The sequence below is a fragment of the Streptomyces sp. NPDC001270 genome, assembly GCF_042896695.1.
GTDB lineage: Bacteria > Actinomycetota > Actinomycetes > Streptomycetales > Streptomycetaceae > Streptomyces.
The window spans coordinates 23,411-38,403 of record NZ_JBIAXM010000020.1; the positions used below are offsets into that span (position 1 = coordinate 23,411).

The following is a 14,993-nucleotide window of genomic DNA, read 5'->3' on the forward strand; positions in this document are numbered from 1 at the left end:
TGCCCCGGTCCCCTGGCCGTGACGGGGCGCGCGGGGCAGACGCCCTTCAGCGCGGCCACGCGACCGGTCCACCATGTGGTCGGTCGCGTGGTGGGTCGTGTGCTCGGTGCACCCGGTGGTCGGTCGTGTGGCCGGTGCACCCGGCGGACGCCGTTCAGGCGTTTTGCCCGGCTCCCGTCAACTCCTCGTGGAGCGCCAGCAGTCGCGCCGTGGCCGCACGGTCGGCCGGGCGCAGCGGCGGGCGTACCGGTCCGGCGGGCAGGCCGAGGGCGTTCAGCAGGGCCTTGGCGGTGACCGTGCCGGGCAGACCCGCCGCCGTCATCGCCTCGATCAGGGGTGTGACGCGCAACTGGAGCCGGGCCGCGCGAGCCGGGTCGCCCGCGTCGAACGCCGCCAGGATGCCCGCGACGTGGCCCGGTACGACGTTCGCCACCGTACTGACGCAGCCGACCGCGCCCACCGCGTACAGGGCGAGGACGTGCTCGTCGCTGCCCGCGTAGTACGCCAGATCCGTGCGTGCCAGCACCTTCTGGGTGCCCAGGAGATCGTCGGAGCAGTCCTTGACCGACACGATCCGCGGATGGCCGGCGAGCCGGATCAGCGTCTCGGGCTCGATGCGGGTGCCGGTGCGGGCCGGGATGTCGTACAGCATCACGGGCAGTCCGCTCGCGTCCGCGACCTCCCGGAAGTGTGCCTCCAGCGCGTCCTGCGGGGGCCTGCTGTAGTAGGGCGTCACGACCAGCGCGCCGTCCGCGCCCGCCTTCTCCGCGGCCCGGATCAGCTCGACGCTGTGCCGGGTGTCGGCGGTACCGACGCCCGCGACCAGCGAGGCCCGCAGCCCCACGGCCTCCCGGACGGCCCGGACCAGGTCCGCCTGCTCGGCGTCGGTGAGGGTCGGCGACTCGCCCGTCGTCCCGCCCAGCACCAGTCCGTCGCAGCCCTCCGCCACCAGCCGCTCGGCCAGCAGTCCGGCGCCGCCGAGGTCGAGCGCGCCCGTCCCGGTGAACGGTGTGACCATGGCGCAGAGCGTGCGGCCGAAGGGGGCCGAAGGCTTGTCGGGGTTCGTCATGGGTCCAGTCTCGGCAGCCCGACAGTGAAGCTCCACTTAAATCTTCTACGAGGTACGGATAAGCGTTGCTGTCGAGTGGCTGAAGTGCGCGTCCTGTCGTCCGGTGTCCGATTCGGCTCCTTGTGGGTCACCATGGTGCGAACGGTCACCTACGGCAGTCATGGGAGGCACCATGAAGCTCGGCAAGGCACTGGCCACCGGAGTCGCGCAGGAACAGCCGCTCGACCAGCAGGAGACCCCCGAACGTCCCGAGGAGACCACCGCGCGGACCGCCGAACCGCAGGCGCCCGCGCCCGAAGAGGTGCCGGCCGCCCGATGAGGCTGCGGCTCCCCGCGGAACGCCCGACGGAGCCGCCGACCGGATACAAGATCGCCCACCCGGTGCTGTCCCAGGACGGCACCCGGGTCGGGTTCACCGGTGTGTCGCTGGGCGGAGCGCTGCCGTACGGCGTGCTCGACGATGCCGCCTGCGTCTACGGCAGGCGGCACCGCCCGCCCGCGCGGCTGTGCGACTGCGGTTTCCACTGCGTGCACGAGCGGTCGGCCGCCGAGGCGCTGTTGTGCGTCGCGGAGCACCGGGCGGCGATGCTCCTGGAGGTGTCGGTCCTCGGCGCCTACATCCGCTTCGAACGCGGTTTCCGGTACGCCCGGCAGCGGGTGCGTACGGCGGCCGTCGGCCCGTGCGCCTGCGGGGCGCGCCCCGTGGCGCTGGCCGACGCCGGCTGGGGGCGGCCCGGCTGGCGCGCCCTGGCGCCCGCCTGCGCGGGCTGCGTACAGGCCCGTACGTCGGTCCCGCTCGCCGGGTTCGCCCGGCTGGCCGGTGCCGGTCTGCGGGTGTCGGCGGACGGGACCGGGGTGCCGCCCCGCGGCAGGGTCGCCGCCGACGGGCGCGGCGGCGACGCCGGTGCCCGCGTCCCCGAGGGCCTCGGCGTCCCGGAGCTGGTCGCCGAGGCCGCCCTGTTGCAGGCCCGCCTCGACTGGTTCCAGACCCAACTGGCCCGGCTCGGCGACCGCGGCACCGAGGAGGGCGCCGGGAGCTGAACCGATCGCCCTGGCCGGACGGCTGGCCCCGTGGCGCCGCACCACGGGGCGGGCCGTCACTTTCGCCTTCGCCTTCGTCGGCCGCACCGGTCGCGGAGCGGTACAGCCCCCGGCCGCCACGGTCACCGGCCGCGCGGGTGACCCTCCGCCGCGGTGACCGGCTGTCACGTGGCTCGCCGCCCCGGTCACCGGCCACCACCGAACCGAAAACTTTCCTCGCCTGGACAAAAAAAGTTTTCGGTGGGAGGGTGGGGCGCATGCTGGATGTGACCGTGATCGAGGACCCGGAGGCCGCCGCCGTGTCGCTGGACCCGACGAGGGCCCGGCTGCTCGCCGAACTGGCCACCGCGCCCGCGTCGGCAGCCATGCTGGCCGGCCGGGTCGGGCTGCCCAGGCAGAAGGTGAACTACCACCTCAAGGCACTGGAGCGGCACGGCCTGGTCGAACTGGCGGGCGAGCGCCGCAAGGGCAATGTCACCGAGCGGCTGATGCGCGCGACCGCGGCGTCGTACGTGATCAGCCCGCTGGCGCTGGCCGCCGTACAGCCGGACCCGGACCGCTTCCGGGACCAGCTGTCCGCCCGCTGGCTGCTGGCGCTCGGTGCCCGGCTCGTCCGGGACGTCGGCGCGCTGATCACCGGCGCGGCCAGGGCCCGCAAGCGGCTGGCCACCTATGCCCTGGACGGCGAGGTCCGCTTCGCCTCGGCCGCCGACCGCGCGGCCTTCGTCCAGGAGCTGACGGCGGGCGTGAGCGCCCTCATCCGCAAGTACGACGCCCCCGGCGCGGCGGGCGGCCGGGACCACCGGATCGTCGTCGCCGTCCACCCCACGGTCAAGGACGGGGTGCAGGCCCCGCCCGCGGCCCGCGAGCAGTCGGTGGCCGAGGACCGGCCCGCGCTCGCCGACGGTTCCCCGGCCGAGGGCCGCCGCACGGCCGAGGGGCGTTCCGTCGCCACCGGCCGCACCACCCCCGACGACCCCGTCACCCCCGACGACCCCTTCACCCCCGACGACCGTGTCACCGTCGGCGACTCCGTCGCCCCCGACACCCCGGTCGCCACTGACCACCCAGTCATCCCCGACAACCCCGTCACCGCCGAAGACCGGTCCTCCGCCCGTGAGCGGTCCGGTGGCGGCGATCGGTCCGCGGTCGCCGGCCACCCCGTGGTCCGGGACCCCGCCACGGTCCGGGAGCGGTCCGCCCCGGCACCGGACCCGCAATGATCAGGAGCTTTCCCATCATGGCCAAGGAATTCGAGATCGTCAGCGAGTTCGACGTCGACGCCACACCGGAGGAGGTGTGGCAGGCCGTCACCAGCGGCACCGGAGGCTACCTGTGGCCGATGGAACCGCCGGAGCCCCGGGTGGGCGGCCGGGGTCCCTTCGGATCCACCGTCACCGCGTGGGACCCGCCGCACCGCTACACCAACCGCGTCGAGAACGTCGAAGGCATCTCGCAGCAGACCGCCAACCAGCTCGACTACACCATCGAGCCGCGCGACGAGGGCCGGCACGCCTGGGTGCGGTACGTGCACAGCGGCATCTTCGTCGACGACTGGGACAACCAGTACGACGGCGCGAGGCGGCACACCGAGTTCTACCTGCACACCCTGCGCGAGTACCTGGCCCACTTCGCGCCCCGCCCGGTCGCCTTCGTCAGCCTCGACGGGCCCGAGGCGTCCGGCGCCCCCGACGCGTTCACCGCCGTCGGCCCGGCGCTGGGGCTCGCCGACGACACCGAGCAGGGCGCGCGCGTGAGGGCACGGGGCCCGCAGGGGCGCCTCATCGACGCCGTCGTCGACTTCCGCAACCCGTACTTCATCGGCCTGCGCACCGACACCGCCCTGCTCCGCTTCTTCGGGCGCAACCACTGGGGCGCGCCGGTCGGCATCTCCGTGCACGACTTCGCGCCCGGCGCCGACGCCAAGGCGAACGGAGCCGCCTGGCAGGGCTGGCTCGACGGGATTTTCAGCCGGTCCTGAGCGCGTCGTACGCCCGGTCGGGACCGGCCCGCGCAAGGGCCGAGGGGACGGCTGCGCACCCCGGTCTCCGTGCGCGGCGGCCCGCGATCCGTTCCGGAGTGGTCAAGGTTTCGGCCAGTGAACGCTGCGGCGGGGAGATGAACCGGGCGGCATGGGTGGATATCCGTCTAGGCTGAGCGGCTGAGTCCTGTTACGGCCGCGAGGAGAACCAGCCGATGTCAGACAGCTCCCCCCTGCCGCCGGTGCGGCTGCACTCCGAAGCGGAGCTGGCGCGTGCCGCGCTGTCCACGCCGTCACTCTCCCGGGCCGCCCGGCTCGCCCGCTGGGCCGGTCCCGCGACCCGGGTGGACGCCGGGGGCGGCCTCGTCGACGAACAGCTGCCGGCCGCCGCCGAGCACCTGGGGCTGACCGGCGACGACGCCGCGGCCTGGGTGAGCGAGTCCTGGCGGATCGCCGTGGACACCGGTCTCGTCGAGATCGTCGACGAGGACGCCGGGACGGTGGCGGCGGGGGAGGAGCTGGCGCTGCTCACCTCGGGCTCGCCGAACGACGTGCTCACGGTGTGGCTCACCGCCCTGGAGACCGTCGTCGCCGATGCGAGCGTGCCCGACCTGGACGGTCTGATGGACACCCTCGACGCCGGCGGCGAGGTCGATTTCTCGTCACTCGACTGGGATCCGGAGGCCGAGGCCGACTTCCTCGACGGCGTTCTCGGCAACCTGTATCTGCTGACCGTCAGCGAGGACGGCCCCGGCGACGGCCCGGTGCCGCTGCCCGCGCTGGCCGCCTCGATGATCGTCCCCAACGACATGGGCGAACCCAGCAACGACGTGCTGGAGCAGGTGTCCGACGCGATGATGCGCCTGGACGACCAGTTCCGGGCGCTGGAGCCGATCGGCCTTGTCGAGTACCAGCCGGTCGACGAGGCGCTCATGGCCGAGGCCGACGACGAGCCGGCCGCCCCGGTGGACGACACCGACGTGGCCCGCTACGGCCTGGTACGGCTCACCCCTCTCGGCCTGTACGGGCTGCGGGCGCGGCTGCTGGACGCCGGGTACGCGGCGCCCGCGGTCGGCGAACTCGTGGACAAGGGCGCGGACGTCCTGCTCGACGGCACCTCCGGCTTTCCGCAGGCGGCGGCCCACGCCGAGACCGAACAGTGGCTGGCCCGCCGCGAACCCCTCCCTGCCGCACGGGAGTTGCTGGCCGCGGCGCGGGGCGGCGACGCCGGGGCGCCGCTGCGCAGGCTGCGCTGCCAGCAGGCGCTGTCCCTGGTCGGCCCGGAGGCCGAGCCCGCGCTGCGGGACGTCCTCGACGACGCCGAGCTGGGCGGTCTGGCCCGGGTGTGGCTGAGCGAACGGGGCATCCCCGACGTGCCGCCGCCCTCGCAGGAGCTGGTGTTCTGGCTCACCGTCGACACGGTGGCCGCGCAGCTCGCCGCCGAGGGCAACTCCGACGAGCTGCGCGCCCTGGTGGAGGGGCTCGCCGCACAGCACAGCGGGTTCTTCGCGGCGGCCTGGCGGGTGGACCACCCGGCGACCGCGGACGTGCTGGAGGCGATGGGCCGGCTGCACCCGGACAAGAAGATCGCCAAGGAGGCCCGCAAGGCCGCGTTCAAGGCACGCTCGCAGCAGGGCGGCTGAGCGCCCCGATCGCGCCGCTCGGCCACCTGCCGTCCGGACCCGGGCGCCCGACCGGGACCCCGGGCCGGACGCCGTCGCGCGCCTGCGGCTGGGGCCCGTGGGGCCGGACCCGGGCCGGAAGGTCATGCGCGGGGAAAGCGTACGGCCGGGTGTCTTGGGATTCCCGTGGGGCGGCGTGTACGGATTCATGGAAGCGGGGGCGGTGAAGTCGCCCGGTGTTCAACTGCCGTTCAGGGGAGGGCGGGAGCGTTTCGGCGCACCGCGATCCGTCACCCTCCACGGCAATCCCACCGTCACAGGAGACAGCATGTCGCTCACCCGCAGGGACTTCGCCAGGACCTCCGCGATCACCGGTGCCGGTGTCGCACTGGCGGGCAGCGTAGGCGCCCTCGCCACCGCCCCGAACGCCCTGGCCGCCACGGACACCGAGAGCGTGGGGGAGGAGAAGCAGGGCGCCGCGCACGGCTCGGTCGGCTACGGACCGCTGGTCCCGGACCCGGACGGCCTCCTCGCCCTGCCCGCCGGCTTCTCGTACCGGGTCATCACCTACAGCGGCCGGACCAAGCTGGAGTCCGGCGAGTTCACGCCCTCCAACCACGACGGCACCGCCACCTTCGACGGCCCGCGCGGCGCCACCCTCCTCGTCAACAACCACGAACTGGGCGGCCCGCGCGCGGGCTGGGAGCACCCCGTCCCGCTCACCGACGGCCTCGTCTACGACCCGGCCGCCTCCGGTGGCTGCACGGTCGTCGAGGTCCGCCGCGACGACGTGGCGGAGTGGGTCGGCATCGCCGGCACCGCCACCAACTGCGCGGGCGGCCACACGCCCTGGGACACCTGGCTCACCTGCGAGGAGACCGAGGACAAGGCCGGCCAGAACGGCATGACCAAGGACCACGGCTACGTCTTCGAGGTCGACCCCGCCGACCGCCGGGCCAACCGTGACCCGAAGCCGGTCAAGGCGCTGGGCCGCTACGCCCACGAGGCCGTCGTCGTCGACCCCAAGCGCGGCCACCTGTACCTGACGGAGGACGCGTCCAACCCGAACGGGCTGCTGTACCGCTGGACCCCGCCCGAGGGCTTCCGCCACGGCCGCGGCAAACTGCGCACCCTCGCCGCCGACGCGGGCAGGCTCCAGGCGTTCAAGTGCTTCGACTCCGGCGGCCGGTTCGTCGACGACCTCTCCCGCGCCACGAAGACCGGCACGGTCTACGGCGTCGACTGGGTCGACGTCCCCGACCGCGACGCGCGCACCACCTCCGTCCGCAAGCAGTTCACCACCGGCCAGGTCACCCGCGCCCGCAAGCTGGAGGGCATGTGGTGGGGCGACGGCGGCACCTACATCGTCTCCTCCTACGCCCGTGCGGAGAGTCCGGCCCAGCACGACGGCGCCGTCTGGTTCTACGATCCGGGGCGCCGCACTTTGACGCTGAAGGTCCTCATCGGCGTCAACCCCGACCCGTCCGCGGAAGGCAACTTCGACGGACCGGACAACATCACCGTCTCCCCGTACGGCGGCCTCGTGATCGCCGAGGACGGCGAGGGCCTTCAGCACCTGTTCGGCGCGACCGACAGCGGCCGCACCTATCCGATCGCCCGCAACGAACTGAACATCGGGACCGCCGAGGAGCCCGAGTACAGCGAGTTCACCGGGGTGACCTTCTCGCCCGACGGCAAGACCCTGTACGCCAACATCCAGACGCCCGGCATCATGCTCGCCGTCACCGGCCCCTGGAAGCGGCACACCAAGCGCTGACTGCGCGGCCGGGGCCCGTCCCGTCGCCCAGGACGGCGGGACGGGCCGCCGTTCACAGCCGGTGGAAGAACGGGTCGTACTCCTCGCCGAGGACGGCCCGGCCCACGGTGGCCAGCACGTGATCGGCGTTGTCGTGGAGCTTGTACAGCGTCAGATCGCGCAGGACCCGCTCCACCGGGCTGGGACGGATCAGGCTGCGGGCGCCGCACGCGTCGATGACGTGGTGCACCGTCTCCTCGGCCAGCCGGGCGATCACCTGCCAGGCCCTGTCCCCGGCGATCCGGGCCTCGTCGAGCCTGCCCTCGTCCCACAGACCGGCGACATGGCGCAGCCAGAGCCGGGCGGTGTCGACGTTGACCGCCATGCTGCCCACCCGCAGGTGCACATAGGGGTCGCCGCCCTTGCCCTGCCGCTTCAGATACGCCAGCCCGTACTCGTACGCGGCGAGCGCGCCGCCGAGGAAACTGGCCGCGTAATGGGGGACGAAGGCGGTCTGCCACTGGCCGTCGAAGTAGCCGCCGGGGGCGCCGACCAACTGGTCGCGCGGGATGAACGTGTCGTGGAAGCGCACCACATGGCTGACCGTGGCGCGCATGCCGACGGGGTCCCACCACGAGGTGTCCACGGTCACGGTCGGGTCGGACAGGTCGCAGGCGAGCAGCAGGAGCCGCCCGCGGACCTCCCGGGTGCCGCGGGCCCCGCCCGGGCCGTCCGGATCGACGAGCAGGATCGCCCACTGCGCTCCGGTGGCGCCGGTCGCGAACGCCTTGCTGCCGCGGAGGATCCAGCCGCCCTCGACGGGGGTCAGCGCGGTGCCGAAGCGTACGCTCTCGCCCGGCTTCGGGGCCTGGGGCTCGCCGCTCCAGGCGACCCATTTCTCCCCGTGTTCCACCACACCGGCGAACCAGCGGCGCTTCTGCTCCGGGGCGGCCAGCGCGTCGATGAGGACGAGCGAGTTGGCGTGCCCCTCCCAGCAGCGGGCCAGCGACAGATCGGCCTTGGCCAGCATGGTGGTCATCTCCCACAGGGGCAGGGTGTCGCGCTGCTGGGGGCCGTAGCCCAGACCCCCGTACTCCCGCGGCACGGTGACGCCCAGAACTCCGCAGGCGAACAGATCGTCGAAGTCCTCGGCGGGGAAGACGGCCTCGCGGTCGTAGTCCGCGGCGCGCGGGGCGAACTTCTCCGCGGCGAGCTTCGCCACGGTGCCGAGCGCCCCCTGGTCGTCGTCGGCCGTCGGACCGCGGGCCGGTCCGGTGGCGCGGCGTGGGTCGTCGGTCATACGGGGGTGGCCCCTTCCAGGCGGTAGAAGTGGGCGCGGTACATCACGTTCGGTGTCCGCGCACCGGTGGGGTGGACGGTGTGGACGTCGATGGTCAGCAGCCCCCGGTTGACGTAGCCGACGAGGACGACCTGCCGGTCGCCGAGCCGGCCCTCGGCGAGGAACGCCACGGCCTCCGCGGTGTCGACGTCGTCGGCCAGCGGGACCGCGGGCAGGGTGGCGCCGGAGACGGGGGCCGCGGGCGGGCCGGGCGCATCCGGCGCGGGCCGCGGATCGCCCCGCTCGGTGATCCGCAGCAGGAGCCGGTCGCCGTCGGCCTCGGCCTCGACCAGGTCGAGGCCGAGGGCGGCGGTGTCGAAGTTGACCCAGCGGCCCGCCAGCGGTGACGGATCGACCGCGTGCACCGTCATGCCCGCCTCCCGGACCGGTGGAAGAACGAACGGGCCCAGTGGTCCGCGCCCCCGCCGCCGCTGAGGACGGTGGCGGTGGTGGTCACCAGAATGCCCGTCTTGTGGTAGGCGCAGACGACGATGCGCGCGGTGCCCACGTCGTAGACCACCGAGAACGACCAGGCGGCCGACGGTGTGCCCGGCGGGGTGTACAGGACCGCGGGCGCCTCGCCCCAGTCCCGTGGCTCCGGCCCGCCGGCGCCGAACGCCCGCACGAACACGCCGTCCGCGCGCCGCGTCACGTCCAGCAGGCGGGCGCCCTCGGCGGTGTGCCGGTCGGTGTTGACCCACTCGCCCAGCAGCGCCGAGGCGTCGGGTTCGCCGGGCGGTCCGGACGCGGGCGGTCCGGACCAGGACGTCGAACGGGTCGTCATGGCGCCTCCCACCTGGTGCGATGTGCCGGAGTGGGTCCCCTTGGCGCGGTGCGGGCGCGGGCGCCGGACCGTTCGGCCGGGCCGGAGCCGAGGGCCCGCAGGGGCGCCGTCTGCGGCATCGCGTGGCCGGTCATCAGCCGGAACTGCTCGCGCACTTCGACGGACAGGATCTCCCAGCCGTCGATGCCCCTCAGCCCGCGGGCACGGATGGCGCGGGTGAGCGCGGTCGGCGGGTCGCGGTAGGCCATCTCCAGCACCAGCGCGTCCCGGTCGGCGGCGGCCACCGGGAACGGCTCCCGTTCCACCAGCGGTGTGGCGTGCGCGAGCAGGGCGTATCCCGCCGGGGAGAACCGGGACAGCGGCACGTGGCCGAGCCCGAGCCGCGCGGCGGCCTCCCGGCCGTGGGCGATCCCCCGGTTGACCAGGGTCACCCTGGCCCCGGCCCGGCTGAGCGCCCACGCGACGGCCCGGCCGGCCCCGCCGCAGCCGACGACGGCGGCGCTGCGGCCGCTCGGGTCGGCTCCGCTCAGCGCGAGGGTGCGCAGGGCGGCGACGGTGTCGGTGGTGGCCGCCCGCCAGCGCCCGGCGTCGCACCACAGCAGATTGGCCGCGCCGCACCCCAGCGCCTCCGGGTCGGCGACGTCGGCCACCTCCAGGGCGCTCTCCTTGTGCGGGGCGGTCACGGTCAGCCCGCGCAGGGGCAGCCCGCCGAGCGACCCGAAGCCCGCGCCCCAGTGCCAGAACGGGGCGAACCGGTCCACCTGGAAGGGCAGATAGAGCGCGGGCAGCCGAAGCTCCCGCAGCGCCGCGTTGTGCAGCCGGGGTGACAGCGAGCCGCCCGGGGCGCGCCCGGCGATGCCGTACAGGCCGCTGAGCGGGGGCAGTGCGGGCAGCCCGTAGTCGGCCGGCAGCCGGTCCAGGTCCGGCATGCCGTCCGCCCCCGGCGCACCGGCCCGGCCGAAGACGACGGGCGCCCCCAGCCACGGCGCCAGCACCCGGGTCCAGGTGCCCGCCGGACCGGACGCGAACGCCGTGACGTCGGTCCGGGCGAGCCCGGTGAGCAGCAGGGGCGCGGCCGATCCGTACTGGGCGCCCGGCTGCGGCACGAGGAGGTACAGCGCGGCCGGTACGGCGGCCATCGCGGCGAACCGGTTCCGGAGGGATCCCAATGCCGCCGGCAGCCCGGCTCCGGCTCCCCCCGGGTGGTCGGGCGCGTGCCAGGAGATCCGCCGCTGCCGGGCGGGGATCGCCGCCAGCAGCTCCGGCTGCACGTCGTCCATCGCCTCCAGGTCGACCAGGTCGTAGCGGTCCGCCGCGCGCAGGAGCCGGGTGCGCCGGGCGACCGGGCCGGCGGCCGAGCGCCCGCCCTGCCGCGTGGAACGCAGGGCGTAGGTCAGCGACCCCGGGAAGTGCCGGCGCAGCCGGGCGGGATCGGGATCGCCGACCAGGTCGGCGCGGATCTCCAGCTCGTCCGCCAGCTCGGCGAGGCCGCGCAGCCGGTGCGGGGTGAGGTCCTCGGGTCCGGCGGCCACCGCGACCAGCCGGGCCCGACGCCCGGCGGCGGCACCGTGTCCGCTGCTCAGTCGCGCCACTGGACGTACTCCTCCAGCCCGGCCCGCCCTGGGACGAACCGATTGACCTGGGCCGTCTCGTCGGCGTAGCCGACCGCCATGGTGCAGACGACGAGCCGGTCTGGTCCGATGCCGAGCTGCGCGCGCAGCACGTCCCCGTAGCCGGCGACGCTGAACTGCGGACAGCTGCCGAGGCCCCTGGCCACCAGTGCGAGCATCACGTTCTCCAGGAACAGGCCCAGCTCCAGGAAGGTGCCGGACACCGCGTTCTTGGGCAGATGGCAGACCAGGGCGGCCGGCGCCCCGTAGAAGCGCAGGTTGTCCCGGAAGTGCGCGCGGCCGGCCGCGCGGTCCGGGACGGCGTGGCCCTTGGCCAGCAGCACGCCCGTCACGGCCCGCTCGGCACGGCGCTCGGCGGCGTCGTCGAGCGACGGCGGCCGGCTGGTGCAGTCCGGACGGGGCGGGTCACCGCGGTCGTACGCCTCGCACAGCGCGTCCACCAGCGCCGTGAGGCTGTCGCCGGTCACCACCGTCACCTGCCACAGCTGGGTGTTGCGGCTCGACGGCGCGTGGGCGGCGGTGCGGAGGACCTCCGCCAGGGCGTCCCTGGGCACCGCCCGGTCCAGGAAGGCCCGCTTGCAGTGGCGGGAGGCGATCAGGGACAGGCCGTCGGGCAGCGGTCCGGATGTCATCGGCGGCTCACCCCCGTCCGGTGCTGGGGAGCGGGACGTGGACCGCGGTCAGCTCGCCCAGGCGCAGGCGGACGGCGCGCTGGAGATGCTGGGCGCACCGCCGGTACGCCTCCGGTGACTGCCCGTGCGGATCGGGGATGTCGCCGTGCGGGTCCAGCCGTACGGTACGGCCCGCGGCCTCCGGTGCCAGGGCGATGACCCGGTCGCGGTGGGCCCGGGTCATGCAGTGGATGACGGAGCTGACCCGGCACAGTTCCGAGGTGATCGGGCGGGCCCGGTGGCGGCGGGGGTTTCCCCGGCCCGGCACCCGGCGCAGGCCGAGTCCGGCGAGCGCGGACCGGGCTCCGGGCGCCATCGGGTGCGCGGGCAGCGGCGTCGCGACACCCGCGCTGGAGAAGCGGAAGGCGTGGGCGACGCCCGCCTTTGCCGCCTGGGCCCATGCGATGACCTCCGCCATGGGGGAGCGGGAGGTGTTCCCACCGCAGACGAACAGCACCCGGCATGCCGCGCCGGTGCCGCGTGTCCGCCACCAGAGGGCGGCCGACGGGCAGGCCAGGGCCGCGACCGCGGCGACGCCGAACACGAGGGCGGTCAGCTGGCCGGTGCCCGGCGCCGGCAGCCCGGCCAGCGAGGTCAGCGCGTAGGACGCGACCAGGCCGGACATCAGGCTGGCGAACGCCCAGGCCGGTACGCCCCAGGTGTACTCGCGGCGGTCGAGACAGATCAGCGAGGCGAAGACGAACAGCACCTCGCAGGTCACGCCGATCACCGCTGCCGCGAGCGCGGGGGGTGTGCCGAGGAACGTGGTGAAGCCCGCGCGCAGCTGCGGCTGCCCGGCCGGCGCGCCCGCCCCGAGCAGCACGGCCAGCCAGATCGGCGCCGCGGCGTGCTCCTCCGCGAAGAACCGGCGGTCCGTCGCGACGACCCCGTTCTTGGCGACGCGGCTCATGATCTCGAACCGGCCGAGATAGCCGACGAGGTAGACGAGGACACTCAGTACGGCGGCCAGTGTCAGGTGAGGGCTGTGCACGTCGGCGAGCGCCACCGAGACCGCTATGAGACTGAGGCACAGACCCGCCCAGGAATTCTTCATGACCCTGCGTTTGCGGGCCGCGTCGATCAACGGGGACAGGATCAGAACTCCGCCCCGCATCAACAACAGCATGAAAAGGATAGAGACACCGGAAAAGGTGTAGTTCATCGTGGTGGCACCGACGATGAGCGAGGTGAAGAAACCGGCCGCCAGTGTCTCGCGGCCGGCCACCGGAATCCGGTGCCCGCCGGTCTCCCTCCGCCGCAGGTGCCGCCACCGGCCGGTCAGGGCCAGGAGGAACACCATGGCGACGAGTTGTCCGAGCACTGCGGCGGGCAGCATCTCATAGCCGCTGACCTGCTGGGACGACAGCGGAGTCACGCCGCTGGCGAGTGCCTTCACCAGCATGGCGTAGGGGATGTACGAGATGAAGTAACCGAAGGTGAGCCAGCCCATGTGAGTCCCATTACTGCTCGGACGCCAAGGTTCTGACGCCGCAAGTCCGGGAACGGCACGTCTGGTCGAAATCTGACCCGAGGAAAAAATGTGGATGCTGGAAGGAAGCGTGCCCGCGACGGTCCGGAATTGCCGTTCGCACTGGCTTTTGCAATCCCGCAGGTCGCCCCAGGGCGTTCAATCGAGCGGCCCGCCTCCATGGTGAAGCCGCTGCCTTTTCGCTGTTGTTCGGGCGCGTACGCCTTCCGGAAATCCTACCGCCGACGGATGTACCCGGCCAGCGCGGAGGCCGCGTGCCCGCTTCGTCCGGCGACCGCCGCCAGGTGCCGGAATCAGTACCTCGCGGGGACTCGCCGACACCCGCGCCCGCCTCTCGCCCGCCGCCCGAATCCGGTTGCGGCACGGACGCCGAGCCCGGTGGAGTACGTCCATGGACGGTGCCGCCGAGCAGGGACGACGACCGCGGACCGGGAGACCCCGGACAGCCACGGCGCGCCGGTCCGCGCGGCACGGACCCGCGGTGCTCGCCGCCCTGATGCTGGCCGCGTTCACCTTCAACACCGCGGAGAACCTGCCCATCGGTCTCCTGGACCGCATCTCCGAAAGCCTCGGGGTGTCGGTGCCCGCGGCCGGCCTGCTGGTCACCGGCTACGGCGGCACGGTCGCCGTCGCCTCCCTGCCGCTCGCCCACCTCACGCGGACCGTGCCACGGCGTCATGTCCTCACCGCGGTGCTGGGCGCGCTCGTCGTCTCCAGTCTGATCGCGGGGCTGGCCGCTTCCTACGGGCAACTCCTCGCCGCACGGCTGCTCACCGCGCTCGCCCAGGCGCTGTTCTGGGCCGTGATGGGGCCGGTCGCGGTGGGCCGGTTCGCCCCGGAGGTCCGCGGGCGGGTGGTCGGGGCGCTGTCCGCGGCCGGTTCGTTCGCCCTCGTGCTCGGTGTGCCCGCCGGGACCTGGCTGGGGCAGCGGACCGGCTGGCAAGTACCCGTCGCCGGGCCGGCGGGGCTGGGGCTCGTCTCCCTGGTGACCATCGCCGTACTGCTGCCGACCTCCCGTCCGGAGACGGAGCCCGCCGCCTACGGAACGGACCCCGACGCCCGCCGGTTCGTGACCGTGCTGGCGGCCGGGACCCTGTCCGCCACCGGGGCGTTCACGGGATACACCTACGTCGTCGCGTTCCTGGGCGACGTGAGCGGCTTCGCGCCGGGCACCGTCAGCGCCCTGCTCGTGGCCTTCGGTGCCGCCTGCCTGGCCGGGGTGAGCATCACCGGGGCGCTGCTGGACCGCTGTGCGCACTCCGCGCTGCCCACCGCGGTGGCCACCCAGGCGGTGGGCATGCTCGGCCTGTACACGGCCGGCGGCCGTCCGGCGGCGGCCGTGGTGTTCCTGGTGCTGATGGGCGGTGCGCTCGGGCCGGTGTTCATGACCACCCAGAACGCGATGCTGGCGTGCGCGCCCGGCCGCACGGACATCGCCCTCGCGGCCAACTCGGGTGCGTACAACGCCGGTATCGCGGCGGGCGCCGCGCTCGGCGGGCTGGTCCTGCCGCACGCGGGCGTCCACGGCACCTTCCTCGTCGGCGGACTGCTGACCGCCGGCGCCTGCGCGGTGCTGCTCGGACCGTCCCGTTCACCGGCGCGGTCCTGAC

The 14,993-nt window shown here is 74.1% G+C and carries 13 protein-coding genes and 1 pseudogene; 7 read left to right on the top strand and 7 right to left on the bottom strand.

Going from position 1 to position 14,993, the window contains the following annotated elements; all coding sequences use genetic code 11:
• Positions 1-154: 154 nt before the first annotated feature.
• Positions 155-1,069, bottom strand: coding sequence for a 4-hydroxy-tetrahydrodipicolinate synthase (dapA, locus tag ACFY2B_RS29425; protein ID WP_390766093.1), 915 nt, complete (start codon positions 1,067-1,069; stop codon positions 155-157).
• 172 nt (positions 1,070-1,241) lie between these two features.
• Between dapA and ACFY2B_RS29430 the strand changes: the two genes are divergently transcribed.
• From ACFY2B_RS29430 to ACFY2B_RS29455, 6 genes and pseudogenes are all read left to right on the top strand, one after another.
• Positions 1,242-1,388, top strand: a complete 147-nt coding sequence (locus ACFY2B_RS29430; protein ID WP_390766094.1) for a hypothetical protein — start codon at positions 1,242-1,244, stop codon at positions 1,386-1,388.
• Positions 1,385-2,110, top strand: a complete 726-nt coding sequence (locus ACFY2B_RS29435) for a hypothetical protein (RefSeq protein WP_390766095.1) — start codon at positions 1,385-1,387, stop codon at positions 2,108-2,110. The genes ACFY2B_RS29430 and ACFY2B_RS29435 overlap by 4 nt, the downstream gene beginning before the upstream one ends.
• A 257-nt stretch (positions 2,111-2,367) precedes the next feature.
• Positions 2,368-2,967: pseudogene (locus ACFY2B_RS29440) on the top strand (ArsR/SmtB family transcription factor); the annotation flags it as partial.
• Between the two features lie 383 nt (positions 2,968-3,350).
• Positions 3,351-4,091: an SRPBCC domain-containing protein gene (locus tag ACFY2B_RS29445; RefSeq protein ID WP_390766096.1), complete on the top strand. Its 741-nt coding sequence runs from the start codon at positions 3,351-3,353 to the stop codon at positions 4,089-4,091.
• 215 nt (positions 4,092-4,306) lie between these two features.
• A complete protein-coding gene (locus ACFY2B_RS29450; protein WP_390766097.1) occupies positions 4,307-5,734 on the top strand; it encodes a hypothetical protein in 1,428 nt (475 codons plus the stop codon).
• A 307-nt stretch (positions 5,735-6,041) separates the two neighbouring features.
• Positions 6,042-7,490 carry an alkaline phosphatase PhoX gene (locus ACFY2B_RS29455; protein WP_390766098.1) on the top strand — a complete coding sequence of 483 codons (1,449 nt, stop codon included), beginning with the start codon at positions 6,042-6,044 and terminating at the stop codon, positions 7,488-7,490.
• Positions 7,491-7,542: 52 nt separating this feature from the next.
• On the opposite strand, the gene ACFY2B_RS29460 is transcribed toward ACFY2B_RS29455, so the two are convergent.
• From ACFY2B_RS29460 to ACFY2B_RS29485, 6 genes are read right to left on the bottom strand one after another with little or no spacing between them, the layout of a single operon-like run.
• Positions 7,543-8,769, bottom strand: a complete 1,227-nt coding sequence (locus ACFY2B_RS29460; protein WP_390766099.1) for an acyl-CoA dehydrogenase family protein — start codon at positions 8,767-8,769, stop codon at positions 7,543-7,545.
• A complete protein-coding gene (locus ACFY2B_RS29465) occupies positions 8,766-9,179 on the bottom strand; it encodes a hypothetical protein (RefSeq protein WP_390766100.1) in 414 nt (137 codons plus the stop codon). The genes ACFY2B_RS29460 and ACFY2B_RS29465 overlap by 4 nt, the downstream gene beginning before the upstream one ends.
• Positions 9,176-9,592, bottom strand: a complete 417-nt coding sequence (locus tag ACFY2B_RS29470; RefSeq protein ID WP_390766101.1) for a hypothetical protein — start codon at positions 9,590-9,592, stop codon at positions 9,176-9,178. The genes ACFY2B_RS29465 and ACFY2B_RS29470 overlap by 4 nt, the downstream gene beginning before the upstream one ends.
• Positions 9,589-11,184 (bottom strand): type I 3-dehydroquinate dehydratase, encoded by a 1,596-nt coding sequence (locus tag ACFY2B_RS29475; RefSeq protein ID WP_390766102.1) that lies wholly within the window; start codon positions 11,182-11,184, stop codon positions 9,589-9,591. Before ACFY2B_RS29475 ends, ACFY2B_RS29470 begins: the two co-directional genes overlap by 4 nt.
• Positions 11,172-11,855, bottom strand: a complete 684-nt coding sequence (locus ACFY2B_RS29480) for a nitroreductase (protein ID WP_390766103.1) — start codon at positions 11,853-11,855, stop codon at positions 11,172-11,174. The genes ACFY2B_RS29475 and ACFY2B_RS29480 overlap by 13 nt, the downstream gene beginning before the upstream one ends.
• Positions 11,856-11,862: 7 nt before the next feature.
• Positions 11,863-13,344 carry a hypothetical protein gene (locus tag ACFY2B_RS29485; protein ID WP_390766104.1) on the bottom strand — a complete coding sequence of 494 codons (1,482 nt, stop codon included), beginning with the start codon at positions 13,342-13,344 and terminating at the stop codon, positions 11,863-11,865.
• A 535-nt stretch (positions 13,345-13,879) separates the two neighbouring features.
• Between ACFY2B_RS29485 and ACFY2B_RS29490 the strand changes: the two genes are divergently transcribed.
• Positions 13,880-14,992, top strand: coding sequence for an MFS transporter (locus tag ACFY2B_RS29490; RefSeq protein ID WP_390766217.1), 1,113 nt, complete (start codon positions 13,880-13,882; stop codon positions 14,990-14,992).
• Position 14,993: the final 1 nt, after the last annotated feature.